General features: G+C 37.1%; 20 protein-coding genes. 4 read left to right on the top strand and 16 right to left on the bottom strand.

Annotation, left to right across the window (positions count from 1 at the left end; genetic code table 11):
• The first annotated feature begins 22 nt into the window (after positions 1 to 22).
• From ASG21_RS08860 to ASG21_RS08850, 3 genes are all read left to right on the top strand, one after another.
• Positions 23 to 1,273 (top strand): CinA family nicotinamide mononucleotide deamidase-related protein, encoded by a 1,251-nt coding sequence (locus tag ASG21_RS08860; RefSeq protein WP_056078487.1) that lies wholly within the window; start codon positions 23 to 25, stop codon positions 1,271 to 1,273.
• 63 nt (positions 1,274 to 1,336) lie between these two features.
• Entirely contained in the window at positions 1,337 to 3,373 is a 2,037-nt protein-coding gene (locus tag ASG21_RS08855) for a M13 family metallopeptidase (protein WP_056078484.1), read from the top strand.
• A 110-nt stretch (positions 3,374 to 3,483) separates the two neighbouring features.
• Positions 3,484 to 4,563, top strand: a complete 1,080-nt coding sequence (locus ASG21_RS08850) for an endonuclease/exonuclease/phosphatase family protein (protein WP_056078481.1) — start codon at positions 3,484 to 3,486, stop codon at positions 4,561 to 4,563.
• Positions 4,564 to 4,615: 52 nt separating this feature from the next.
• On the opposite strand, the gene ASG21_RS08845 is transcribed toward ASG21_RS08850, so the two are convergent.
• The 11 genes from ASG21_RS08845 to dnaN form a co-directional block, all read right to left on the bottom strand.
• On the bottom strand, positions 4,616 to 5,029 hold the full coding sequence (locus ASG21_RS08845; RefSeq protein ID WP_056078476.1) for an META domain-containing protein: 414 nt from the start codon (positions 5,027 to 5,029) through the stop codon (positions 4,616 to 4,618).
• A gap of 54 nt (positions 5,030 to 5,083) precedes the next feature.
• Positions 5,084 to 6,958 carry a type VI secretion system baseplate subunit TssF gene (locus ASG21_RS08840; protein WP_056078473.1) on the bottom strand — a complete coding sequence of 625 codons (1,875 nt, stop codon included), beginning with the start codon at positions 6,956 to 6,958 and terminating at the stop codon, positions 5,084 to 5,086.
• A 43-nt stretch (positions 6,959 to 7,001) separates the two neighbouring features.
• Positions 7,002 to 7,442 carry a GPW/gp25 family protein gene (locus ASG21_RS08835; protein ID WP_056078470.1) on the bottom strand — a complete coding sequence of 147 codons (441 nt, stop codon included), beginning with the start codon at positions 7,440 to 7,442 and terminating at the stop codon, positions 7,002 to 7,004.
• A 61-nt stretch (positions 7,443 to 7,503) separates the two neighbouring features.
• Entirely contained in the window at positions 7,504 to 8,916 is a 1,413-nt protein-coding gene (locus ASG21_RS08830; RefSeq protein ID WP_056078468.1) for an amino acid permease, read from the bottom strand.
• 366 nt (positions 8,917 to 9,282) lie between these two features.
• Entirely contained in the window at positions 9,283 to 11,685 is a 2,403-nt protein-coding gene (gene pheT / locus ASG21_RS08825) for a phenylalanine--tRNA ligase subunit beta (protein ID WP_056078465.1), read from the bottom strand.
• A gap of 168 nt (positions 11,686 to 11,853) precedes the next feature.
• A complete protein-coding gene (locus tag ASG21_RS08820; protein ID WP_056078461.1) occupies positions 11,854 to 12,579 on the bottom strand; it encodes a LytTR family DNA-binding domain-containing protein in 726 nt (241 codons plus the stop codon).
• The gene (locus ASG21_RS08815; protein WP_056078459.1) at positions 12,576 to 13,226 is read right to left on the bottom strand and encodes a nucleotidyl transferase AbiEii/AbiGii toxin family protein; all 651 of its coding nucleotides are present in this window, start codon (positions 13,224 to 13,226) and stop codon (positions 12,576 to 12,578) included. Before ASG21_RS08815 ends, ASG21_RS08820 begins: the two co-directional genes overlap by 4 nt.
• A complete protein-coding gene (locus tag ASG21_RS08810; protein WP_056078456.1) occupies positions 13,226 to 13,465 on the bottom strand; it encodes a hypothetical protein in 240 nt (79 codons plus the stop codon). The genes ASG21_RS08815 and ASG21_RS08810 overlap by 1 nt, the downstream gene beginning before the upstream one ends.
• A gap of 42 nt (positions 13,466 to 13,507) precedes the next feature.
• Positions 13,508 to 14,533: a histidine kinase gene (locus ASG21_RS08805; protein ID WP_082482404.1), complete on the bottom strand. Its 1,026-nt coding sequence runs from the start codon at positions 14,531 to 14,533 to the stop codon at positions 13,508 to 13,510.
• A gap of 352 nt (positions 14,534 to 14,885) precedes the next feature.
• Positions 14,886 to 16,112 carry a membrane dipeptidase gene (locus tag ASG21_RS08800; protein WP_199767877.1) on the bottom strand — a complete coding sequence of 409 codons (1,227 nt, stop codon included), beginning with the start codon at positions 16,110 to 16,112 and terminating at the stop codon, positions 14,886 to 14,888.
• A gap of 315 nt (positions 16,113 to 16,427) precedes the next feature.
• Positions 16,428 to 17,558 (bottom strand): DNA polymerase III subunit beta, encoded by a 1,131-nt coding sequence (gene dnaN / locus ASG21_RS08795; RefSeq protein ID WP_056078450.1) that lies wholly within the window; start codon positions 17,556 to 17,558, stop codon positions 16,428 to 16,430.
• 231 nt (positions 17,559 to 17,789) lie between these two features.
• On the opposite strand from dnaN, the gene ASG21_RS08790 reads away from it, so the two are divergent.
• Positions 17,790 to 18,146 (top strand): diacylglycerol kinase family protein, encoded by a 357-nt coding sequence (locus ASG21_RS08790; protein ID WP_056078447.1) that lies wholly within the window; start codon positions 17,790 to 17,792, stop codon positions 18,144 to 18,146.
• Between the two features lie 60 nt (positions 18,147 to 18,206).
• On the opposite strand, the gene ASG21_RS08785 is transcribed toward ASG21_RS08790, so the two are convergent.
• The 5 genes from ASG21_RS08785 to purB all read right to left on the bottom strand — a co-directional run bounded on the left by ASG21_RS08785 (position 18,207) and on the right by purB (position 25,030).
• On the bottom strand, positions 18,207 to 18,539 hold the full coding sequence (locus ASG21_RS08785; RefSeq protein WP_056078444.1) for a gamma-glutamylcyclotransferase family protein: 333 nt from the start codon (positions 18,537 to 18,539) through the stop codon (positions 18,207 to 18,209).
• Complete coding sequence (locus tag ASG21_RS08780) at positions 18,540 to 19,157, bottom strand: GDSL-type esterase/lipase family protein (protein ID WP_056082270.1); 618 nt, start codon at positions 19,155 to 19,157, stop codon at positions 18,540 to 18,542.
• Positions 19,158 to 19,170: 13 nt separating this feature from the next.
• Positions 19,171 to 19,557, bottom strand: a complete 387-nt coding sequence (locus ASG21_RS08775; RefSeq protein WP_241773477.1) for a ribonuclease inhibitor — start codon at positions 19,555 to 19,557, stop codon at positions 19,171 to 19,173.
• A gap of 128 nt (positions 19,558 to 19,685) precedes the next feature.
• Positions 19,686 to 23,384, bottom strand: a complete 3,699-nt coding sequence (locus ASG21_RS08770; RefSeq protein ID WP_056078438.1) for a phosphoribosylformylglycinamidine synthase — start codon at positions 23,382 to 23,384, stop codon at positions 19,686 to 19,688.
• 218 nt (positions 23,385 to 23,602) lie between these two features.
• Positions 23,603 to 25,030 carry an adenylosuccinate lyase gene (gene purB, locus ASG21_RS08765; RefSeq protein WP_056078434.1) on the bottom strand — a complete coding sequence of 476 codons (1,428 nt, stop codon included), beginning with the start codon at positions 25,028 to 25,030 and terminating at the stop codon, positions 23,603 to 23,605.
• Between the last annotated feature and the right edge of the window lie 307 nt (positions 25,031 to 25,337).

Genomic DNA, 25,337 nt, shown 5'->3' with positions numbered 1-25,337 from the left:
ATTTTTTTTCAAAATTAAAAGCATGCAAAACGCAGTTCTTATCACCATCGGTGACGAAATTCTTTCAGGAAATACCGTCGATACCAACTCGAATTTTATAGCTACCGAACTTAAAAATATCGGAATCAAAACCGTTCAGATTTTCACCATTTCAGATGAGATCGAAATCATTAAAAACACTTTGAAATCTGCTTTTGTATTGGGAGATTTGGTGATTACCACCGGAGGTTTGGGACCTACAAGAGATGATAAAACCAAGAAAGCCATCGCTGATTTTTTTGATGATGATATTGCTCTGGATGAGACCACTTTTGAACATCTCAAAGCCTACATGGAAAAACGTGGAAGAATAGAAATTCTGGAAAGAAACCGTGAACAGGCTTTTGTTCCAACGAAATCAACTGTTTTCCAAAACCATTTCGGGACAGCACCGTGCATGATGATGGAAGAAAACGGAAAAATTGTTTTCAGCCTTCCGGGCGTTCCTTACGAAGTGAAACCGTTGATTAAAGATCAGATTGTACCTTACTTAAAGGAAAAATTCAGTTTAAATTATCTTACGACAAGAATTGTTTCTGTTGTAGGAATTCCTGAAAGTATTTTGGCAGATATGATTGAAGACTGGGAGCTTGCCCTGCCTCAGCACATCTCACTTTCTTATCTTCCGGTAGGAACCCGTGTAAAATTGAGAATTACAGCGAGTGGAAACAACGAAAATGATCTCAAGCAGGAACTTGAGGAGGAGATTCAAAAACTTTTACCTGTAATAAAACCAAATGTAATTGCCACTTCAGAGGATAAAATTGAAAAGATTCTGGCGGAAATTTTAGCAGAAAAAAAACTGACTTTATCTACCGCTGAAAGCTGCACTGGCGGCGAACTGGCAAAATTAATCACATCCAATCCCGGCAGTTCAAAATATTTTCTGGGAGGAATCATACCTTACGATACTCAGAAAAAAATTGATATTTTAAATGTAAAAAAAGAAACCGTAGATCAACATACGGTTGTGAGTGAGGAAGTCGCAGAAGAAATGGCCTCGGGCTGTCAGATTCTATTTAAAACTGATATTTCACTGTCTACAACGGGAGTCGCCGGTCCCGGAAAAGGTGAAGACGGTAAAGACATCGGTTTGGTGTACTACTCTATCAGAGTCGGCGACAAAATTCAAAATTCGAAATTATACATGCCACATCTCGAAAGGCTTGATTTCATGCATTTCACAGCGCAGAAAGTAATTCAGGATCTGGTTTCGATCTTAATTTCTGAATAAATAATTGCGATTTTCAGTAACAATATTCAATCATAAACTACTTATAGTACAAATTATAAAAAAATGAAGAAACTCACTTTGTCTTTAGTTCTTTTAGCCGGAACTTTTGCCGTACAGGCACAGAAGTCTGCTAAAACGGTTACAGAAACCGGTTTGGAACTGAGTTATATGGACAAAAACGTCCGTCCACAAGATGACTTTTACAATTATGTAAACGGAAGCTGGATGAAAACTGCGAAAATTCCTTCTGATAAACCAACATGGGGAAGTTTCAACAAATTGGCTGATGATACAGACAACAACTCGATGACGATTTTAAATTCTCTCCTGAAAGACAAATTTGCTGACGGAAGTGAAGGTAAAAAAATTCAGGATCTCTATGCGACTTACATGAACATGGAGAAGAGAAATGCTGACGGTATCAAGCCTATTCAAGCCAATATCTCGAAAATTGATGCCATTAAAAACCTTACCGATCTTCAGAATTATTTAGCTTCTGTAACGAAAGAAGGTGAAAATAATTTCTACGGATGGGGCGTTTACTCTGACCTTAAAAATTCTAATATGAATGCCGTTTACCTTGGTGACGCTTCATTGGGAATGGGAAGAGATTACTACCAGAAAGTTGATGCTAAAAATACCGAAGCTCTTGCCGATTACGAAAAATATGTGGCTTCCATGCTGAAAGAATTGGGTTATACCAACGCTGATGCAGCTGCAAAAGGAATTGTAGAATATGAAAAAAGCATTGCCAAAAACCTTTTGACCAACGAGCAAAGCCGTGACAACACACTTCAGTACAATCCTAAAACGATGTCTGAACTGAAAACTTTGGTGAAAAATGTAGACCTTCCTGCCTATCTTAAAAAAGTTGGTGTAGACACAGACAGAGTAATCATCAGTGAATTAGGCTATTATAAAAACTTTGATCAGTTGGTGAATGCTAAAACACTTCCTGTAATTAAAGATTATTTGAAATTCCATATGATCAGCGGAAATGCATCTTACCTGAGTCAGAAATTAGGTGATATGAAATTTGCGTTCTACGGTAAAAATCTGAGAGGTCAGCAGGAGCAGAGAGCTTTAAACAAAAGAGGTTTTGAACTGATCAACGGTTCTCTTGGTGAAGCTTTCGGTAAACTGTATGTTGAAAAATATTTCCCCGCTGAAGCAAAAGCTCAGATGGTGGAACTGATCGATTATTTAAAGAAAAGTTTCGTCGTTCACATCAACGGATTAAGCTGGATGTCTTCTACAACGAAGGTTAAAGCTTTGGAAAAATTAAATAAATTCACTGTAAAAGTTGCCTATCCAGATAAATGGAAAGATTACTCTAAACTGAAAATCACTTCGGAATCAAAAGGTGGAAATCTATATGCCAACCTTCAGAACATTGGAGAATGGCAATACGGAAAAAGCCTGGAGAAAATAGGAAAACCGGTAGATAAAACTGAATGGGGAATGACGCCTCAAACGGTAAACGCTTACTACAATCCGGTAAACAACGAGATTGTTTTCCCTGCTGCGATTCTTCAGCCACCTTTCTTCAATCCTAAAGCTGATGCAGCTGTAAATTTTGGAGGAATCGGTGCTGTAATCGGTCACGAAATTTCTCACGGATTTGATGATTCCGGTGCTCAGTTTGATGCTGACGGAAACTTGGTAGACTGGTGGACGCCGGAAGACAAAGCCAATTTCGAAAAAGCGACAAAAGCTCTGGCTGCACAATACGACAAATACGAGCCTGTAAAAGGAACTTTCGTGAACGGAACGTTTACCAACGGTGAAAATATTGCTGATTTAGGTGGTGTAAATATCGCTTATGATGCATTACAAATGTATCTGAAAGACAAAGGAAATCCTGGTGTTATCAGCGGTTACACTCAGGATCAGAGATTTTTCCTGAGCTGGGCGACTGTCTGGAGAACATTATCAAGCGAAAAATACATGATCAATCAGGTAAAAACAGACCCACACTCTCCGGGATATTTCAGAAGTTTTGCACCTTTAATGAATGTTGACGCTTTCTACAAAGCATTCGACGTAAAAAAAGGAGACAAATTATATAAAGCTCCTGAAGAACGAATTAAGATTTGGTAATATACCTAAGGTCGCTCAGAAATGGGCGGCTTTTTTTATTTTAAATGTAACATATTTTCTTTTGGTAGATTTTTAATTATATCTAAATTAGTGCTTTCGTTTGATGAACTATGTGGGAACTATATTTTGTACTGAGTATTTTAATCGTTTTATTTTCCGTTCTTCCAAAAATTCCCGGTACTTATTGGGTTTTTCGCGTCCCGGACTTCGGTAAAATTCAGGTTTTTATTATCGCAGTACTTACTTTTGGGTTCGGATTTTTTCTTGATAAAGATTTAACCTGGAAAATTGCTCAGGGAATTCTGGCCTTTCTAATTATTTATCACGGCATTGTCCTGATCAAATACACACCCCTCTATCCTGTTAAGGATCACAAGCCATCGGATAAAGCTTCAAAATCTTTACAGTTTATTTCTGCAAATGTGTATCAGTTCAATACCGATTACAATCAGTTTATAAGTCTCATTAATAAATGCAGACCAGACGTTTTCCTGACCATGGAAAGCAATGGTGACTGGGAAAATGCACTGAGAGTTCTTGAAAAAGATTATCCGTTTCAGCATAAAGTTACTTTGGAGAATACTTACGGAATGCACTTTTACTCTAAACTGGAAATTTCAGAATCCAAGACGCATTACTTTGTAGCTGACGATATCCCGAGCATTGAAGCGCATCTGAAAACGGAAGATGGTTTTGAATTTGTATTTTTCGGAGTTCATCCTCCGCCGCCAAGTCCTACCGAAGAAAAAACCTCAAAAGAAAGAGACGGCGACCTTCTCAGCACGGCAAAAAGAGTGAAAGAAATTGATAAGCCTGTAATTGTTGTTGGTGATTTTAATAATGTGGCATGGTCAAAATCATCCATCCTGTTCAGAAAAACAAGTGAACTGATCGATCCCAGAGTTGGGCATGCTTTTATTTCGACTTTCCATGCGAAATACAGATTTTTCAGATTTCCGATTGACCTGATGTTTCACAGCGAGGAAATTTTTATTGATACTTTAAAAACGTTGGAAAACTTTGGTTCAGACCATCTTCCGGTATACTGTAAATTTAAAATCGATTATGTGAATGATGATCAGGAAGAAAGAATAGATACTGCCGATGCAGAAGAGAAAGCCGAAGCCGAAGAAATGATTGAAGAGGGCAAAAAGGAAGACGGCCAGCGCGACGCCATTGTAACAGAATAAAAAAAAGAAAAACCTGACCGACGATCAGGTTTTCTGTTATAATTTACATTCTTTATTCAGCTTTATTGAATTTTAAAAGCAACAGACTGCCTTGGTAAAGTTCAAGACTTGAGTCAGTAACCACATATTTATTTACTTTCTGCAAAGCTCCGAGGTAATTGCTTTCTACACTCATATTTTCGCAGGCCATTTTTGTAGAACCAACGCCTGATGGTGTAAATGTTCCTGACTGCGCATCCATAGCCACAGTTCCGAAAAATCTGTTGCAGCCTCCGTTACCGTTGATTTTCTCGCCTTCAATGTTTAATGTTGGTACAGTTCCTTTTACCTTGTCCGCCAAAACCCATTTTGTATTGGCAATAGAAGCCTGAGTTTTACCTACTTTGGATGAAGCAGAACTTCCACCCATCGATCCGCATGAAACTATTGTTGCAGCTCCTAAAAGACCTAAGATATAATTTTTCATTTTTTTAAATTTTATTAATTCAAATTTAGGCAAAATAAATTGTCTGCCCGAAATTTAGTTGAGTAAATCATCTTCGTCTTTCACTTCCAAAATGTATTCCAGACCGTCAATTGCACGGGAAATGATTTGATTTTTCAACACGCCCGCCATGTTATCCCAATATCTTTTGCCATAAAAAGCATAATTCTGCGGGATAATCTGAATCTGAACCGTTCTGATGAAACCTTCTTTCGGCTTGCTGCTGATCATCGTTCCGCGTGTCACGCGGATTTCCTTCAGCTCATCTTTCAGTACCATTTCGCAGTAATTTTTCACATCCTGAATGGTAATGATTTTATCTGTAGATGTCAAAGCAAATTTAAAAGCCTGAATACTGTCTGTTCCCGTCTGCTCTTCTGCTCCACCCAAAGTTTCCGTAAGCAGTGTCATAAACTGTGATTTTTTCTGATTTGAAAGTTCGGTTCCCGGTCGCATTTGGTTGGCTAAAGTACAGTTGGTGTACCAAAAAGCCGCAAAAGTGTGTCGCGAGTTTTCCAGAGGTTCAAGAATGACGTAGTTAAAATCCTGTCTGGTATTCTGTCGTACGTTATTAATTTTCTGCATCATGGTTTTCATCTGACCTGAAATTTCATTGAGAACCGTTTTCACATTGTCGCGGTTTAAAAGTGAAAAAGCTGTGATTTCATCTCTTGTCAATTCCAGAACATTGGCAATCATATCAACTGCATTTCTGTTGTTGAATCGTTCCATTCCGCCTTTCCGAACGGTATAAAGTCCTTTTTTAAGATGATCATTTGGGGTAAAGGGAATTTCCTGATAATAATTTCCGTCGCCGTCCTGTACTTCATCCACATAGAGAAAATGCTCACCGACATCAGTAATCAGCGGGATATTGTTGCCCATCACGTCAAGACTGTATTCAGTTTTCTTCCAGCCTCTGTTGTAGACAGGAAAAGCATTTAAAATAAAAGAAAAATTATCTAAAATCTCAGCAGTAAACTGTGGTGGAAATCTAATGGTGAGCCAGAGCATATTTTTACTGGAAACAAACTTCTCTAAAGATTCCTGATCTGCAAGATGCTGAATTTCTTCGGGAAGAACATTTTCAAGCAAAAGTTTATCCGAAAGTCCGGTGATTTCTATAAATTTCTGCTCATACACATTCTTTAAAGATGCTTTTACTTTGGTTCTGATGGATTGTTCGTTGAAAATCTCTTCATAACCCTGGTAGGAAACGTTTTTCTCATACGAAAGACCTCCGCGCACTGCAATAGGGTTTCCGTTGGAAGTAATTTCGGTGAATGGTAACAGTTTAAAAACAAAATCCAAATGTTCGAAAGAAGGATTTGAACAATAAATACTGAGGTGTTTCGGAAATTTTTCGCCTTTCAGCTGGCTTGCATCGATTCCGATCGTAATTTTCCGGTAGTCATCAATTTTTCCCTGAAATCGACCCATCGGAATTTTATTGAGTTTTTCATCGATTCCATAGCAGTTGTTGCCTACGATCATTACCGAAGTCTGCAATCTGTTTAAAACTACAGAATCAATCGGCGTAAAAGGAATGCTTACCTGGCGGTCAGATTCGCCTTTGACACTGGAAGAAATTGTTTTCTTGAAAAAAAATTCCGTGTGCTCCCAAAGTTTTTCCGACAATTCAGTCGGATTTACAAACGCTATGGCATGTGCCGGAAAAGGATGTGTATAAATATTGGGGGTAAGCAGTTTGGATAGTTTCTCCAGAATCCTGCTGTTCACCGACTGTACTTCGTTGTTGGTTTTGAATATTTCTGTGCTGAAGGCATCAATAAGCAGTTTCACAAAAGGATCCAGCGACTGCGGACTTTTCACACCCCAGATTTTAGTCGCGTTCTGCAGCATTCTCGCCTTTACAGATTCTTTTGAATATATATTCTGATCCAGATTCATAAATGTTTTTGAAAAAAATTAAAAATAATTAAATGGAGAAGCCTCAGTCAATCGACATCGGGCTGAGAAAAATTTCGGTAACAAAACTATAACGTTCGCCACTTGCCTCCATTCTGGCATTGACGGCAATTCTTACCTTTTTTTTGATTTCTGTATGCTCTTTGGTGTCGTAATTATGCTCTACAAATTCGAGGTGAGCGTCTACTTTTGCATCTACAATTCTGGGTTCGTAGGCTCTGATCTGCTGTTTGAGACTGTTGATAAAGATGGTTTCCCACATTCCGGAACTCACACCGTTGTCAAATTCGAGATTCCAGACTTCGTTTCCGTAATTGTCATCATAACGGTTTTCACCTTTTTTTGTGGTGATCAGAAGCATGATGTTGTGGGCAATACTTTCGGCTTCATCGCATGTATCCACACTTCCGCCCTCCACCATCAAACTGTCCGGAGAAAAGGGCATTCTGTAATTGGTTTTATCCATAAACTGACTTCATATTTATTAAGGAATTGGTTATACCAAAATAAACATTTTTTATGACAAATCAAACATCCTTTTTGTGGGAATTGATGAAGTAATAAATAGGAAGACCAATCAATACTAAAAGTAATCCCGGCCACGTGTACTGTGTTTTAAAGAAGAGAAGTAATACACAGAATGCTGTACCGATAACCAGATAAATAAGCGGAGTAACAGGATACAGCCACGTTTTGTAAGGTCTTTCAAGTTCAGGTTTTTTAATTCTTAAATAAATAACCCCAAAAACAGTGATCATATAGAATAAAACGATGACAAATGAAATCATATCCAACAGATTACCGTACTGGCCGCTGAGACAAAGAACACTCGCCCAGACACCCTGCATCCAAAGAGCATTCTCGGGAACCTGATTTTTATTGTTTTCGGAAGCTGATTTAAAGAACATTCCGTCTTTAGACATGGTCTGAAAAACTCTCGCTCCTGATAAAATCAAACCGTTATTGCAACCAAATGTAGAGATCATTACAAGTAAAGCGATAATCAGAGTTCCGGTGTTGCCAAAAATTGCCAAAGCTGAAGAAACCGCTACCCTGTCGTCTGCTGCAAAAGCAATTTGGTCCCGGGATAATGTTGAGAGATACACAATATTTACTGCAAGATATAACACCATCACTGCTGAAGTTCCAAAAATCATTGATCGTACAACATTCTTTTTAGGATTTTCAATTTCACCTGAAACAAAAGTTACACTCTCCCAGGCGACAGAACTGAAAACTGCTCCCACCATTGCTGAAGCGATTCCTCCAAAAAGTGTAAGCCCTGAAACTGATTTCCAGCCAGTCTGAAGGAAATTTCCTAAAGAATCTTTTTCTAAATTATTAAATGCATTTAAACCTGCGCTGAAATTTTCCGATAAATAACTGTTGCTTACAAAGAAAATTCCGGCTACGATAATTCCGATTAAAGCTAAAATTTTGGAGCCTGTAAAGAGGTTCTGTAAAAATTTACCACTTTCCACGCCTTTTGTATTGATGAAAGTGAGCAGCATGATGACAAAAATTGCCAGAATCTGAATGTAGGTAATTTTAAATTCTCCCTGCTGAAAAATAGGCTGGGCGTTATTCAGCGCTGGAATAAGATATGCTGTAAATTTCCCGAAAGCCACAGCCACAGCAGCAATTGTTCCGGTTTGGATGACAGAGAAAAGTCCCCATCCGTACAGAAAGCCAATTCTTCTTCCGAAGATTTCTTTTAAATAAACATACTGTCCACCAGCTTTGGGAAATATCGCAGAGAGTTCGCCGTAGCTGATTGCTGCTGCCACCGTCATCACACCTGTGATGATCCAGACGATTACGAGCCACCATCCGGAACCAAGGTTTCTCATGATATCTGAGCTGACGATAAAGATTCCGCTTCCGATCATTGAACCCATTACGAGCATGATGGCATCCCAAAGTTTTAGTTTTTTCTGCATTTAGTTTTGTAAAACGTAAATATAATTAAAATTGGAAAGTAAAATTCACTATTTATTCTTTTGTCTTGAAACAAAAGAATCAAAAATTCAAGACTTGGAAACTCAGCTAAAATTTTAAATAAATTCCTAAAATTTCCAAACTCGGACGGAAAGAAAAGTAGTTTCTTGAATAACTTTCATTGCCGTCACTCAAACAGTGGAAATTTCTTTACGAAATTTTTTTAAAATTTCTTAACGCTTGCGTTTCCGAAGTCATAATTATACATAAAAAGGAAATTAAGTAATTACGCTAATTTTAAAATTATCACACAAATAAAAAAAGACTGCTCTTTCGAACAGTCCTGTATATAAATATGAATCTTATTATTAAGATCTCAATTCTGCATTGAATTCTTTCTGGAAAGATTTAATCAGAGATTCCATAACGGAAGCGATTTCTTTTTCTTCTAAAGTCTTTTCTTCATTTAATAATTCAAAACTCATGGCGTAAGATTTCTTGCCTTCCGGAAGATTTTTCCCTTCGTACACATCAAACAAGTTGATATTTTTGATGAATGGTGATTTATTCTTTTTCGCTGTCTGATAAAGATCCTGATACTGAACATTTTTATCAATCAGCAAAGCTAAATCTCTTCTTATTTTGTTGAATTTAGGAATATCTTTAAATTTAAGTTCGTTTTCAGATCTTAATTTCTGTGCCAGTTCCAGTTCGATTTCTGCGTAGAAACAATCCTGATCGATATCAAAATCTTTCAGCATTTGAGGAGCTACTTTACCGATTCTTACTACGGTTTCACCATTGATCTCATATTCCAAAGCATCAGAAAATCTCCCATCAGAAGAAGCAATTTCTTTGTAATCAACTGCCAGTTTTTCAAGCAAAACTTTTACATACGCTTTCAGATTGTAGAAACCTGTCGCAGATTTTGGCTGAAGCCAGTTTTCGGCAACATCTCTACCTGAAACCAAAATTGCAAGTTGTTTTCTTTCTTCGTACTTCTCTTTTTTATGATAGATTTTTCCGAATTCAAAAAATTTGATGTCCTGATTTTTTCTGTTGATATTGTAGATGGCGTTCTGTAAAAGCCCTTCCAGTAAAGACTTTCTCATAAATGCCAAATCATTGCTTAAAGGATTCAGAAGCTTCACTGCATCGGTTTCATCTTTAACTGAAGTCAAAGAATTATTCATTACTTCATTGAAACCTAAACTCTGAAGCGTTCTTGCCCAGGAGTTTTCAAGCTCGTCCTGATCTTTTGCATTTAATTTAACCGGTGTAAATGAAATTTTCTGCGGAGCATCAATTTTATTGTAACCGTAAATTCTTAAAAGTTCTTCGATGATGTCGATTTCTCTTGTCACATCGGCTCTGTACGCAGGAACTGAAACTTCAAAACCATTCTGAATTTCATTCAAAACCTGAATATCAAGTGCTTTTAAAATCTCTTTTACTTTTTCTCTGTGAATCTTTGTTCCTAAAATCTGCTCGATTTTTGAGAATCTGATGATCACATAGTTGTCTTTAATTTTATTTGGATATTCTTCAAGAATTTCTCCAACCAACTTCCCTTCCGCCAGTTCGCTGATTAATTTTACAGCGTGTGTAAGAGCGGTTCTGGTAATATTCGGATCCACACCTCTTTCAAATCTGAAAGAAGCATCGGTATTTAAACCATGGGCTTTTGCTGCTTTTCGAACAGCAACAGGATTGAAGTAAGCACTTTCAAGGAAAATTGTTTTCGTCTCGGTAGAAACTCCGGAATTGGCACCACCGAAAACTCCTGCAATACACAAAGGATTATCATTTCCGTCCTTGATGATGATTTCTGAACCGTTTAATGTTCTTTCAACACCGTCTAATGTTGTAAATTTTGTTCCTTCAGCAACAGTTCCCACTTTTAATTTTCTGCCTTCAATTTTATCGCCGTCAAAAGCGTGAAGCGGCTGACCGAGGCCATGAAGAATATAATTGGTGATATCTACAACGTTGTTGATCGGGCTCAGTCCGATGGCTTTCAATCTGTCTTTCAGCCATGCCGGAGATTCTGCAACTTTCACATTTTCAATTACAGCACCAATATATCTTGGTGTGAGATCTGTATTTTCAACTTCAAGACTGAAATTATGTGAACCTTCGTTATTTAAAACTTCAGAAGAAACTTTATTGAATTCTGACTTTTGCTGATTGGTTGAAAGATAGGCGAAAAGGTCTCTCGCAACGCCATAATGTGACATCGCATCAGTTCTGTTCGGCGTTAAACCGATTTCAAAAACTTCGTCATTAGCAAGTTCGAAATAGTCTGCAAACTTCTTTCCTACTTCATATCTGGTCTCATCCAAAACCATGATTCCGCCGTGATCATCGCTCAAACCCAATTCATCTTCTGCGCAGATCATCCCCTGGGAAACTTCACCACGGATTTTTGCTTCTTTGATTTCAAAAAAACTTCCGTCTTTGGCGTAAATTTTTGTTCCTACTACAGCTACAGGAACAGTCTGTCCTTCAGCTACATTCGGAGCTCCGCAAACGATATTCAGAATCTTTCCTGTACCAACATCTACGGTTGTTTTGTTTAGTTTATCAGCATTGGGGTGCTTTTCGCAGGTCAAAACTTTTCCCACAACGATTCTTTCAAGGCTGCCTTTGATGCTTTCAAATTTTTCTATTCCTTCAACTTCAAGACCTATATCGGTAAGAAATTCCCCGATTCTCTCGGTTTTAATATCTGTTTTGATAAAATCTTTAAGCCAGTTATTTGATATTTTCATTAATGATGAATTTGAAATTTGAGTTTTGAAATTTGAAATTGCAAAACGATTTTTAAGTTAGCAAATATCGTGTTTTTTTAAGAAACAAAGAAATTTCCGAACATGCACGATGTCAGATTTATCATTTTTTATGATGGTGAAAAATTTCAGAAGTTGAATGTTGGAATTTTACAAACTTTTTCCGCCGATGTACTCCATCAAAGCATCTTTATAGTTGGGTGCAATTGCAATTTGCTCTTTGCCGATGATGATGTGATTTCTTTCGATAGCTTCAATTTTATCCAGAGCAATAATGTAGGAACGGTGAATTCTCATGAAATTTCCAGAAGGCAATTCTTCTTCCAGTTTTTTTAAACTCATCAATGTCAAAACCGGTTTTGGGTTGTCTTTCAGATAAATTTTAACGTAATCCTTTAAACCTTCGATGTATAAAATTTCAGAAAAACTGATTTTAATTTGCCTGTATTCCGATTTCACGAAGAAAAACTCCTGCTTTTTCTCTGGCTTTAACACCGAAACCGGCTGCTGAGATTCAAAATAATTTCTGGCTTTTGTTGCAGCGTTCAGGAATTCATTGTAATCAAATGGCTTCAGCAAATAATCGAGTGCGTTGACTTTATAGCCATCTATTGCATACTGATCAAAAGCAGTTGTAAAAATTACCCTGCTGCGCTGCGGAACCAATTTTGAAAATTCCAGCCCTGAAAGATCCGGCATCTGAATATCTAAAAAGAAAAGGTCAATATTTTTATCCTCTTCCAGAATCTGCATTGCTTCGATTGCATTGTTACACCTGGCTTTCAGTTCCAGAAAAGGGGTTTTCAGGACATAAGATTCGATCAGACTCAAAGCCATGGGTTCGTCGTCGGCGATTAGGCAGGATATTTTTTTCATTGCTTGTCTGTGAAATTTTTTACAAGATTCTCAAAGTCCGTTTTGATAATTTCCCAATGCTTACCTTTTAGACACAACACATCAAAATCTTCATCAGCTATTTCAAAATTTGTAAAATTCTTAATAATCAAATCGTAGTCGTGGTTATATGGATATCTGTTTTTATGAAATTCCAACATCTGATCAAGTGAAAAATGATTCAGGAGTTCGTGCAGATCCCAAAAGTCTTTCTTCCTTCCACCATTTTGTACTACCTCAATTTTCATCGCTGAAATATCTTTAAGACCTGCCAAACGAATTTTATTAACTAAAAGTTCATCTTCAATAAAAGGGTCAGAATAAAAAATATCAAGTTTTACTGCATTTTCCGGATCTTTTCCAACAAAATATGACTTACCGAATGAAGTAATGTCTGAAGAAAAACTGATGTGCGGAAATTCTGACTTTAAATAAGTTTCTATGTGTTCGAAATTGAGACTTCCATAAGTCGCTTCAGTAAAAAGATCTATATCAATGGAAATACGATGTCCGAGCTGCAAAGAAAGAGAAGTTCCACCAACCAGGCGAAATGGCTTCAGAATATCAGCATCCATAACAATTTCAAGCGCAGATCTTAATTCCGGAGAGATGGTAGAATAATACAACATTATTTATTGATGTGAAGATGCATTGGTTTTGTTGATTTAGAATTCAGAACCATCGTAACTAATTCCTTACCGTAAAATTGCTCAATTTCCGATTTTGCTTCATCACTTCCTCTCTCGAAGACACGTTTAATAACTGCAACATACTTTTTTTCCCAATCAATCCCATCAAAATCTGTATCCCAAAAAAGAAATCTTGGGATTTTGGAAAAGTCTGGATGAAGTTTTGAAGATTTTTGCATTATTTCAACTAACTCAAAGATAAGAATTTTAAAATTAAGTATTTACTTCGTTTTCAATTTCACTTCCGCAATATACATTCCGTCGTTCAGGCAGGAATGAAAATCGTGTTTTTCTGGGTAAAGCAGGTTCAGTCTTTTTTGCAGATTTTCTACACCAATTCCCGAACCGCTTTTGTCAGTGTCCGTTTTTGGAAAATTGGAATTGGAGGCTGTGAACTGAATTTCATCATCGAAAATCTCCATTTTAAAACTGATATCTGAATGTTGTGTAGCAGAGACACCATGCTTAAAGGCATTTTCAACGATTGATATAAAAAGCAGAGGCGCAACTTCCAAATTTGGAATCTTCGTTGGAAAATTGGTGTACACTTTGGTTTTGTCATTCAACCTCACAGACATTAAGTCAATATATTTATTCAGAAAGTCGATCTCTTCTGAAAGGCTTATTTTGTCGACATCGGTTTTATATAAAAGATGACGCATCAGTTTGCTTAAGCTGTGAACGCTTTGTTTTGCTTTCTCAGAATCGAAATCGATCAGTGCGTAGATATTATTGAGAGAATTAAAGAAAAAATGGGGCTGCAACTGATATTTCAGATGTTTAAGTTCAGACTGCAGTTTAATATTGTCGGCCTCAATTTTCATTTCTTCCGCTTTCTGCATCCTTTTGCTTGCGTTGATGGCAATTGAAAAGGCAACCGGAATAAGGTAAATCAGGAAATCAAAAAAATAGCGGATGCCATCGGGCGGGCGTCTTCGCGGCATTTTTAACCTCTGTGGTTCCAGCCATTCAAAAATCTGACTTTTCAAAATTACGAGAATGACCAGCAACAAAAAATTAAATATGAAAAACCATAATTTTCTGTTATCAAAAAACCTTTTGACCAGAACAGAATAATTGACGTAGAAAATTACTGCAAGAAAGATCAGTTGCAGCCAAAAATGTCTGAAAATCCCGTTCCAGTCAGTTTCTGAACCAATCGTAAATGCCGTGGGCAAAAAGAACAAAACCAGCCATATCAAAAGATGTAAGCTGATTTCAAGGTTTCTGTTTTTAAGGTTTATCATTTTAATTGTCAACGGATATTAAAGAATCAGATAATTAAGATCTGTCTCTTCATCTTTTTTTAAAACTTAAATCTGTCCAGTCCTTTAAAAATACCGGACCGGTGAAAGTTTTCCAGAAGTGAATTTAAGATTTTTTCAAGCATAATTCTTTTTCAATTTTCTTTTTATTTCTGAAACTGAACTGTTCAGATGATTATTTTAAAAAAAAACTTTTTGCAAAACCGACCTCTTCTCTACTCTTCATTTTCGGTTCTCATTTGCTGCTTCATCTCCTTTTCATTTCCTCAGCATTTCGGTTTTGCAAAAAAGTTCAGTTTATTATTTGCTCTTTATGTAATATGGCTGAGCACCATTAATTTTTGTGATCAGTTGTTTCACCAAAAATTCTACAGTAGTTAGCTCCACCTACTTTTCCGATTTCGTTTTCACTGAAACCAGCGTTTAATAAAGATTCAACAACGCTGTAATAAAACCCGCGTTTCTGGTCAGCCCAATTTGTATTGGTCGTTTTTTCAATGTGTTTCTGTGGCTGCTTACCAGAATTCTGTTCAGACTGATGATCTTTATCCGTATTTTTATCCTGTTTAGGTTTATTTTGAGACTGTCCCCAGTTATCACTTGGCGAATGATAAGCAGGCGTCATTTTGGTATCGGTGCCTATCGCGACATGATCGATTCCGACCACATCAACCATTCCTTTGATATTCTCTGCAAAGTCGGAAGGTTTCTCCGCAAGGTGAGTCCATACTCCAATGACGCCGCCGTTTCCGGCAACTATTTTTGCCTGCTCTTTACTGATGAGTCTTGGCAACATCATTTTAGACATCATTTCATTATTGCCAAGTCTGGTGTTGAGGCCGGAATGGGAAACGAGAACAGGTTTTTTTGCTATTTTGAGTGCGGCATTGATGGTATTGTTATCACAATGCGAAAGGTCAATTAAAATCCCAAGCCGTTCACATTCTCTGATCACTTCTGCACCAAAAGCTGTCAGTCCACCCCATTGTGGAGGATTTGTAAATACGTCGCCCAACGGTACCGATGCATCGTTATCATGAAGCAGCCCAAAATGTCTTAAACCTCGATCATAAGCAACCTTCAACCGTTCAATTTTTCCTTCTAAAAAATGTCCGCCTTCTACAGACTGAATTACGATGGGTGTTTTTGCTCTCTTTGCTTCTTCAAGGTCTGCAAGATTGAGAGCTCTTTTCATTGAATTATCTTCAAGTACCTGATCCATCGCTGTCAAACCATTTAAAAATCTGTCGTAAGCTTGGCCTTCTTCAGTGAGTTTTTGATAGTCTACTGCAAAAGTCATCACGATGCCAGAGAGTCCCGACTTTTTAATTTCACCTCTCAAATCCAACTTCGGTCCGGGAAGTTCGCTCAAAATCAATGGAACATCGACATGATTGTGCGTATCGATACCGAAAGTTTTTGAAACAATTCTTGCAATCCTGTCGTCTTCTGAACTGAAAGTAGTCCACGAAGAAAAAGGATTTATAAAAACAAATGCACCCGCGCCGCCCATTGCAGCGATAAATTTACGTCGTGACCAATGATGCTGACTATTTTCCAATTTTTTATTTTTTAGACAGTTTAAATTTAAAAAAGATTAAATTCAATTATTCCAAATGATCTTTTCTGATCAGGAAACATTTTTTACAGATTAATATTGTGATTTCAAACCTTGACTTTACGCTTACATCAATCACTTTTATCCTGTTTTATAAGACAAAGTAAAATCAATTAAAGCTTAATCTCAAATTTAATAGACGAACTTGCCAATTGTATAGACAAACGTGAGCATTTTATCCCGAAAAATTAATTTACAGAAACAAAAAAGAGGCTTTGAAAATTATCAAAACCTCTTTCAGTATTATTAAATTTAATCTTACAACCCGATTACCGGCATTGATAACATTAAAATGTTTTCGTTTTCTTCCAGACCATCCAACGGCTCAATGATTCCCGGTCTGTTGGGTTGAGACATTTTCATAGTGATATCGTCTGCTGCCAAAATACCCAACATTTCAGTTAAAAATTTAGAGCTGAAACCAATGTTGATATCTTCACCATTGTAGTCACAAGGAATCTGCATATCGGCTTTGTTTGCATATTCTGTATCTTCTGCGTGAAGGTGAAGAATATTGGCAGACAGTTTAAATCTAACTTGATTTGTTGATTTATTTGACATGATAGAAGCTCTTCTGATCGCTCCCAACAGTAAGTTTCTGTTAATCGTCAATACATTCGGGTTTTCTTTAGGAATTACTGCAGTGTAATTTGGATATTTTCCGTCGATTAATCTACAGATCCAGATGTGTTTTCCGAAAGTAAATTTAGCCATATTCTCATTGAAGTCGATGGTAAGATCTTCGTTTGAGCTTGCTAAAATATTTTTGAAAATATTCAGAGGTTTTTTAGGCATAATGAATTCCATTGGCTCGGCATTCATCAAATCTGTTCTTTTGTACACTACCAATCTGTGAGAATCGGTAGAAACAAAATTTGTTTCGTTTTCGCCAAACTGGAACAGAACACCTGTCATTACCGGACGTAGAGAATCGTTACTTGTAGCGAAAAGTGTGTTGGTTAAAGCTTCAGATAAAACTCCCGCAGGCATGGTCACGCTTTGCGCAGATTCAAATTCCGGAAGTTCAGGATAATCGTCTGCATTGTCTAATGCCACCGCAAAATTATCTTTCTCATCTAAAATCTCAAGTTGGCTTCCGGTACCTTCAGCATTGTCTTTTACGACAAGCGTCAGCGGCTGTTCGCCATAGGTTTTTATAAAATCCTGAAAAATTTTGGCAGGAACCGCAAATTTACCGGCATCATCAGACTTTACATCTAGTGAAGTTACCAAAGTTGTTTCGCCGTCAGAGGCGGTAATGGTAAGGTTATTTTCGTTTAACTCAAAAAGATAGTTTTCTAAAATCGGTCTCGACTGAGAGCTTGATATTACGCCACTTACAGTTTGCAATGCTTTCTGCAGTTCACCACTTGAAATAATAAATTTCATATGTAGATTATTATTGTTTTTAATTGGTCATATGCAATCGCAAAACTAAAACAAAAGTTTATTTTAGAAAACAAACGCGATTTCATAGATTTAAAAATAAGTTTTTACAAATATAACAAATAGAACACAGATAGAAAAGAATAATACTTAGAGTTATTAACAACCATCAAAAGAATTATTTTTTTTCTGAATTATTTAATCAACTATCTTTGCCAAACATCAATTTTATAAATGAGAAAACCGCCTATTCATAAAAGCTTTATCAACTCCTTTCGGGGAATTTGGATGATGCTTAAGTCTGAGAGAAATTTTCAGATTGAATTGGTTGCTCTGCTGATTAATATTGTTTTGATTTTTTATCTGAAACTTTCTGCGCTTGACACCGTTTTGGTCTTAACAGTTTCTATCGGAGTTTTGGCCGCTGAAACTTTCAATACAGCCATCGAAAAGATTTGCGATATCATTCATCCAGAATTTGATAAAAGAATCGGTTTCATTAAAGATATTTCCGCTGGAGCTGTGACTATGATTGCGGCAGCTTCTGTTATTGTGGGAGTTTTTGTGTACTGGAAATATATTTTTGGTTAATTTGTATTCCCACAGATTTCACCGATTTTTCTGCTGTACTTCTTTTACGAACTTTTAAGCCTATTTTCCCACGTAGATAAATCCTTTCTTTCCGGATTTAAAAACAGTTTCAATTCTTTTGTAGTCGTCCACTTCGTATTTATCAGCCTGAAGGATTTCCTCATTGCTCACTTCAAAAAGAACACCTTCTACTTCATCTGCACTGTTTCCTGAAAATTCCAAAATCGGATGGTATTTCTGATTGCTTTTCCGTAAAACTTCGGGATCTTTTATTTCAAGCATTTTGAGTTGATATCCAACAAGAATATCTTTTTCACCTCTTAAAATTCTTCCAAATGTTTCGAGCTGAACCTGCTCTTTCTGCAAAGTTCCGTATGAAAATAAGTTAGGCATTTATAAATATTTTTCAATAATTGGAATTGCAATTTCGGCCATCATTCCATATCCTTTTTCGTTGGGATGTACACCGTCTTGGGAAAGTAGAACTTCTTTATCTTCTAAAAATGCCGAATGAAAATCGATATAAATTAAAGAATTTTCAATGGCAATACCTTTCAGAATTTGATTGTAAACCAAAACTTCTTCATTCGTTCTTACTTTTCCGGTTGCGGAAATTTTACCCGCTACTTTTTCTGAAATAGGAAGAATACTCACCAGATAAATCTCTTTAGAAAAATCCTGCGCCTGCTGAATTGCCTTTTCAATATTTGCTTTAAATTGTTCAGGATTTACTATTTGCTTTTGATCTTTCACAGCTAAATCATTGGCGCCGTAACCGATGAATACAATATTTCCATCTTCAGCATTTCTGGCAGTCATTTCGTTTTGAATTCTTTTAACCAAACCTTCTGAAGTTTCACCGCCAATACCAAGATTGAAAAGAATTAATTCATTCCCTCCTTCATTGTACTTCTGCAAAGCGTACCGTTTGAGAATATCGACCCAGCCACCGAAAACTCCATCGTATTCGCCGTAGGTTATGCTGTCACCAAAGAATAATCCGTACATCATTTTCTTCTTCATTTTAATCTAAAAGTAGGGTTATATTTTTATGCGATTCTAAAATTTCAATCAGGATTTCATACAAGGTCTGTCCGTTTCCGGCAATCACATCCGCCAGTTTTTGTTTGGCCAAATTGATATTAAAAGGCTTTCCCTGCCTGATTTTATTTTCGTAGAATTTCTTTGTTGCTTCTAATCCTAAATCTTCCTTTGATTTTTGAGAATCTTTCCAGATAATTTCACCTGTAAATCCATACAAAATGTCATCAAATCCATCGAGCGTACCGACTTTCCAATCTTCATCTTTCATCAAAACCTGAGAAACTTCTTCGTAGAATCCTGATAAATCAGAAAAACGGCTGCCATTGATGACAGCCGATTCTCTTTTATTTTTATTTGAATTATCCAATTTGATATAAATATTTCAACAGACAGTTTTCTCTAAACCTAACGGGGTTTTGAAAACCCGTTAGGTTGAAAGTCGTATTTTAAACTCAGTATTTTTAAGCCAAAAGCAAATTGCCAAAAGCCATCCGCTTACTTAAAGTACTCCACTCCGTTTTTGAAGATATTATGGTAATTCGCAGTCGGAATATTTTTCATCAAACCTTCTGCAAAACGTTCAGGGTGCCCCATTCTTCCGTAGATTTTTCCACACGGACTTGTGATTCCTTCAATTCCGAATAATGAGTTATTAGGATTGAAAGGCATTCCGTGAGCGATGTTTCCATCTAAGTCTAAGTACTGCGTCGCAATCTGTCCGTTCTCATACAACTTCTGAATTTCTTCTTCCGAAGCCATAAAACGACCTTCGCCGTGAGAAATTGGAATGGTGAACACCTGATCTTTCATTCCTTTTAACCAAGGTGATTCGTCATTCAGAACTTTCACGTTCACCATTTGAGAAATGTGTCTTCTGATCGCGTTGTGAGCCAACGTTGGAGAATTTTCGTCCAGATCCTTAATTATACCGTAAGGCAATAATCCTGACTTCACCAAAGCCTGGAAACCGTTACAGATTCCAATGATCATTCCGTCTCTGTCGAGCAATTCGTGAACGGCGTTTTTCATCTTTTCGTTCTTCAAAACATTCACGATAAACTTAGCAGAACCATCTGGTTCATCACCCGCAGAGAATCCTCCGGAGAACGCTAAAATCTGTGACTGTTTAATTTCTTCCACCCATGCATCGATGCTTTCGTCAAGCAATTTATGATTGATATTAATCAAAGGCAAACTGCTAACAATTGCTCCTTCTTTTTGGAATGCATTCAGCGTATCGTATTCGCAATTTGTTCCCGGGAAAACCGGTGCGAAAACTCTCGGCTGAGCAATTCCGTGTTTTTTAATGACAATATTACGTGGGTTGACTGAGTTCAGATTTGAATCTAATTCAACCGTTATTTTTTCTTTTTCAACTGTTGAGAAAAGGTTCTCAAAGGTATTTGTATTCGCTTCAAGTAATTTTTCTATTTCAAAATTCAAACCACTGATTTTGAGAATATTTGAATTTTCAACTTCACCAATTAATTGAAGATCAACAGAACTTAATTCTTCACTTGATTCAATGATCAAACTTCCGATATTTTTTGCCAGTAAAATGTTCTCATCAGCAACAGTTATGTCAGCTCCCAATCTGTTCCCAAAACTCATTTTTGCTAAGGCAACAGCAACACCACCTTCTTTCACAGTCTTCACTGAAACGATTTTTCCAGCCTTGATATTGTCGAAAATCAATTCAAAAACTGTCTTCAGATTTTCATAGTTTGGAAGTCCATTTTCCTGTGGAATATGGTTGAAAAAATACAGTTTATTTCCTGCCTGTTTAAATTCCGGAGATATCACATTCTTCTTCTCACCGTTAGCACAAGCGAATGAAATCAACGTTGGCGGAACATTCAAATCCTGATACGTTCCACTCATTGAATCCTTACCTCCAATGGCCGCCAAACCTAGGTTAATCTGCGCATCGTAAGCTCCTAAAAGTGAAGCCAAAGGCTTGCCCCATTTTTCAGCATTTTGACCTAATTTCTCAAAATATTCCTGAAAACTTAATCTTATATTCTTATAATCGCCACCCATCGCAACGATCTTCGCTACACTTTCAACGACTGCATATGAAGCTCCCAATAACGAGTTTTGCTTTGAAATTTCAGCATCAAATCCACAACTTGCAAAGGAAACGGTTTCAATATCTTTTGCTCCTAAAATAGGTAATGTCTGAGCACTTCCTTCCATTAATGTCTGCTGATATTTCCCACCTAAAGGCATCGCAACGGTAGTCGCACCAATTGATGAATCAAACATCTCCAATAAACCTTTTTGAGAGGCAACATTTTTATCTGCAAGAATTTTCAAGAAGTTTTCTTCGGTGAAAACCTCAGTTTCTTCTTTTAATTCATTAAGATGCGTGATCTTAACTTCCTGACTTTTTGAACATCCGTTGGTATCCAAAAATTCTCTTGAAAGATCAACAATTTTATCTCCTTTCCAGAACATCTGCATTCTCCCTGAATCTGTCACCTTTGCAACTTCCACAGCCACAATGTTTTCAGCTTCACAGAATCTGATGAATTGGTCTTTATCTTTTGGCTCAACCACAACCGCCATTCTCTCCTGAGATTCAGAAATGGCAAGCTCGGTTCCGTTCAGACCTTCGTATTTTAAAGGCAAAACATCCAGATTAACCTCCAAAGAATCAGCGATTTCACCAATGGCTACAGAAACTCCACCCGCTCCAAAATCGTTTGATTTCTTAATCAGTCTCGTCACTTCCGGATTTCTGAATAATCTCTGGATTTTACGTTCTTCTACGGCGTTTCCTTTCTGAACTTCAGAACTCATTGTGTGGATAGAAGTTTCGTCCTGTTCTTTCGAACTTCCGCTTGCTCCACCAACACCGTCACGACCAGTCGCACCACCTAAAATGATGATCGAATCACCAGCTTCAGGCTTTTCACGTCTTACCCAATCCACAGGAACGGCGCCGGTAACAAAACCAACTTCCATTCTTTTTGCTTTGTAGCCTTCATCGTAGATTTCAGAAACCATTGTAGTCGCTAAACCGATTTGGTTACCGTAAGAAGAATAACCGTTTGCCGCCTGTTTTGTGATTGTTTTTTGAGGTAATTTCCCTGGCAATGTGTGACTTACAGGTTCTAAAACATCAGCAGCACCCGTCAATCTCATAGCCTGAAAAACGAATGAACGTCCGGACAAAGGATCTCTGATTGCCCCACCTAAACACGTTGAAGCACCTCCAAAAGGTTCAATTTCTGTCGGGTGATTGTGTGTTTCGTTTTTGAATAATAAATACCACGGTTCTTTTTTACCGTCGTACTCAGCTTCGATCTGGATGGTACAGGCGTTGATTTCGTCAGAAACCACCAAGTTCTCCAGATTGCCTGTTTTATGGAAATACCTTCCGCAAACGGTCGCCAAATCCATTAAAGAAATTGGTTTCAATTCGCGTCCTAAGAATTTTCTTTTTTCGATGTAATCATTGAAAATAGTTTCCAATGTATGTTTAAACTGACCTTCAAATTCAATGTTTGACAGCTCTGTTTCGAATGTTGTGTGACGGCAGTGGTCACTCCAGTATGTATCTAAAACTTTCAGTTCAGTTTCTGTTGGATTTCTCTGTTCAGTTTTAAAGTATTCCTGAATGAATTTCAAATCATCCAATCCCAATGCAAAGCCGTGAGAATTAAAGAATTCTTCCAACTGAGCATCATCAAAATTGATAAAACCTTCGTGAACAATCACTTTTGAAGGCGTTTCTTCTGCAGGAATATTCAGTGTTGCTAAATCTTTTTCCTGAGACTCCACTTTATTGATCAAAAGATCCTTGATTTTCACCAAATCAGCTTCTGAAATGCCTTCAAACTGCATAAGCTTACCGCTTCTTACTTTTGATTTCTCATTTCCAGTCAGTAAAGCGATACACTGCTGCGCAGAATCTGCACGCTGATCGTATTGTCCGGGTAAAAATTCCAATGCGAAATAAACTCCTACTGCAGGATTTTCCTCGATTAAAATATCGGTAACAGGATCCACAAATGTGCTGTTGACCACTTTTTCGAATTCACCGTCATTTAATCCAAAAATATCGTACACATTGTACACTTTTACACTTTGGACAGACGGAACCACCGCTTTTACTTCATCAAAAATTTTTGGACTTTCTACATCGAAAATTCCTCTTTTTTCTACGAAAATTCTTTTGTTTTGAGACATTAGATGTCGGATATTTATTAGATTTATTTGAATTTTTCCTGAAATTTATTATGGCAGTGAATCTTTGCAGCCCGGATTTAACGAGAGCCCTTCGACAAGCTCAGGATAAATTCCAATCGAATTAAGCTGCCCAAATAATTAAATTTCAATCATCAATACTTTATTCAAATCATTAATTGAACAAAGTAAAAAATGCAGCCCAAAAGACTGCACAATATTTATACTTTAAGATCAGCCTCCAAACCTATAAGGTCTTTGTTGGCATCAATAATCGGCTGAACTTCATTTGCGATGAATTCTTCAGTCTGAATTGGTGCAAAACCTATGAAGTTTTTAGGATCAAGAACTTCTTTCAGTTTAGATTTATCAAGCTTCAGAGAATCATCGTTTAAGATTCTTTCGATCAAATCATTTTCCTTACCTTCTTCTTTTACCTGCTTGGAGGCTTCCATTGAGTGAACTCTTATTACTTCGTGGATTTCCTGACGGTCGCCACCAGCTTTCACTTCTTCCATGATGATGTATTCCGTCGCCATGAAAGGAAGTTCTTCCATAATATGTTTGTTGATTCTGTTCGGGTACACCACAATTCCGTTCATGATGTTATTCCAGATCAATAAGATTGCATCAATCGCTAAAAACGCCTGAGGAATCGTTAATCTCTTATTTGCAGAATCGTCCAGTGTTCTTTCGAACCATTGCGTTGAAGCTACCATTGCAGAACTTGTCGTCAATGACATTACATATTTTGCCAGTGCTCCGATTCTTTCGCTTCTCATCGGGTTACGTTTGTAAGCCATTGCAGATGAACCAATTTGGTTTTTCTCAAATGGTTCTTCAACTTCTTTCAGATTTTGAAGCAAACGTAAATCGTTGGTGAATTTATGTGCAGACTGTGCGATATTTCCTAATAAAGCCACCACTTTTGCATCAATTTTTCTGTCATAAGTCTGACCCGAAACTCCGAAAACTTTTTCGAAACCGAATCTTTTTGACAATTCTTTATCTAAATGTTTCACTTTAGAATAATCTCCATTGAAAAGCTCCAGGAAACTTGCTGCTGTTCCGGTTGTTCCTTTTACTCCTCTGAAACGTAGCGTTTCTAAGAAGAAATCAAGTTCTTCGATGTCAAGAACCAAACTTTGTAACCAAAGTGTAGCTCTTTTTCCAACAGTCGTCAACTGAGCCGGTTGGAAATGAGTAAATCCTAAAGTTGGTAGATCTTTATACTGAATTGAAAAATCAGCAAGATTTTTCATTACGTTTACCAACTTTTTCTTTAAAATTAAAAGTCCGTCACGGATCTGAATTAAATCTGTATTGTCTCCTACAAACGCTGAAGTTGCTCCCAGGTGAATAATTCCTTTTGCAGAAGGCGCCACATCACCGTAAGCGTGAACGTGAGCCATCACATCATGACGGAATTTTTTCTCATACTCTGCCGCTTTATCGTAATCGATATTGTCAACATTGGCTTTCAACTCTGCAATTTGCTCGTCTGTGATGTCCAGACCCAAGTCTTTTTCAATCTCAGCCAAAGCGATCCAAAGCTTTCTCCAATTCTGGAATTTGTTGTTGTGAGAAAAGTTAAACAACATTTCTTCGCTGGAGTAGCGCTCTTCCAATGGATTTTTGTAGGAATTCATTCTTTCTTTTACTTTTTTATAGATATGCAAAAGTAAGATTTTTTGATGAGAATTAAAAGCGGTTTTAAAATCTTCAAATCGCAGTCTTTTAAACAGTAAAATGAATTAATATCTGATTTTTAAAAATTACCAATTCAAAATTTTTAAAGAATTTTTATTACTAAACAAGCCGCATTGATCCCAAGCATTTTCGCCAAATTAAACCTTTTTTTATGGCAAAACGGTCGGTCTGTAAAATTTTTAAATAAAAAAAAATCGTTGCAGAAAATCTGCAACGATCTAGAAATGAATGTTCTTTAGAAAAAGT

The sequence above is a fragment of the Chryseobacterium sp. Leaf394 genome (assembly GCF_001424105.1).
In the GTDB taxonomy this organism is placed as follows: domain Bacteria; phylum Bacteroidota; class Bacteroidia; order Flavobacteriales; family Weeksellaceae; genus Chryseobacterium.
Note: the sequence above shows the minus strand (reverse complement) of the source record. Positions and strands in the feature narration are given on the sequence as shown.

Coding starts and splice junctions, on each gene's coding strand:
- ASG21_RS08840 (WP_056078473.1), bottom strand. CDS start 6,958: ATGAATCTGGATCAGAATATATATTCAAAAGAATCTGTAAAGGCGAGA.
- ASG21_RS08830 (WP_056078468.1), bottom strand. CDS start 8,916: ATGCAGAAAAAACTAAAACTTTGGGATGCCATCATGCTCGTAATGGGT.
- ASG21_RS08810 (WP_056078456.1), bottom strand. CDS start 13,465: ATGCAAAAATCTTCAAAACTTCATCCAGACTTTTCCAAAATCCCAAGA.
- purB (WP_056078434.1), bottom strand. CDS start 25,030: ATGAATTCCTACAAAAATCCATTGGAAGAGCGCTACTCCAGCGAAGAA.
- ASG21_RS08835 (WP_056078470.1), bottom strand. CDS start 7,442: ATGGATAAAACCAATTACAGAATGCCCTTTTCTCCGGACAGTTTGATG.
- ASG21_RS08850 (WP_056078481.1), top strand. CDS start 3,484: ATGTGGGAACTATATTTTGTACTGAGTATTTTAATCGTTTTATTTTCC.
- ASG21_RS08860 (WP_056078487.1), top strand. CDS start 23: ATGCAAAACGCAGTTCTTATCACCATCGGTGACGAAATTCTTTCAGGA.
- ASG21_RS08855 (WP_056078484.1), top strand. CDS start 1,337: ATGAAGAAACTCACTTTGTCTTTAGTTCTTTTAGCCGGAACTTTTGCC.
- ASG21_RS08815 (WP_056078459.1), bottom strand. CDS start 13,226: ATGTTGTATTATTCTACCATCTCTCCGGAATTAAGATCTGCGCTTGAA.
- ASG21_RS08785 (WP_056078444.1), bottom strand. CDS start 18,539: ATGCCTAACTTATTTTCATACGGAACTTTGCAGAAAGAGCAGGTTCAG.
- ASG21_RS08805 (WP_082482404.1), bottom strand. CDS start 14,533: ATGATAAACCTTAAAAACAGAAACCTTGAAATCAGCTTACATCTTTTG.
- ASG21_RS08790 (WP_056078447.1), top strand. CDS start 17,790: ATGAGAAAACCGCCTATTCATAAAAGCTTTATCAACTCCTTTCGGGGA.
- ASG21_RS08780 (WP_056082270.1), bottom strand. CDS start 19,157: ATGATGTACGGATTATTCTTTGGTGACAGCATAACCTACGGCGAATAC.
- dnaN (WP_056078450.1), bottom strand. CDS start 17,558: ATGAAATTTATTATTTCAAGTGGTGAACTGCAGAAAGCATTGCAAACT.
- ASG21_RS08845 (WP_056078476.1), bottom strand. CDS start 5,029: ATGAAAAATTATATCTTAGGTCTTTTAGGAGCTGCAACAATAGTTTCA.
- pheT (WP_056078465.1), bottom strand. CDS start 11,685: ATGAAAATATCAAATAACTGGCTTAAAGATTTTATCAAAACAGATATT.
- ASG21_RS08820 (WP_056078461.1), bottom strand. CDS start 12,579: ATGAAAAAAATATCCTGCCTAATCGCCGACGACGAACCCATGGCTTTG.
- ASG21_RS08770 (WP_056078438.1), bottom strand. CDS start 23,384: ATGTCTCAAAACAAAAGAATTTTCGTAGAAAAAAGAGGAATTTTCGAT.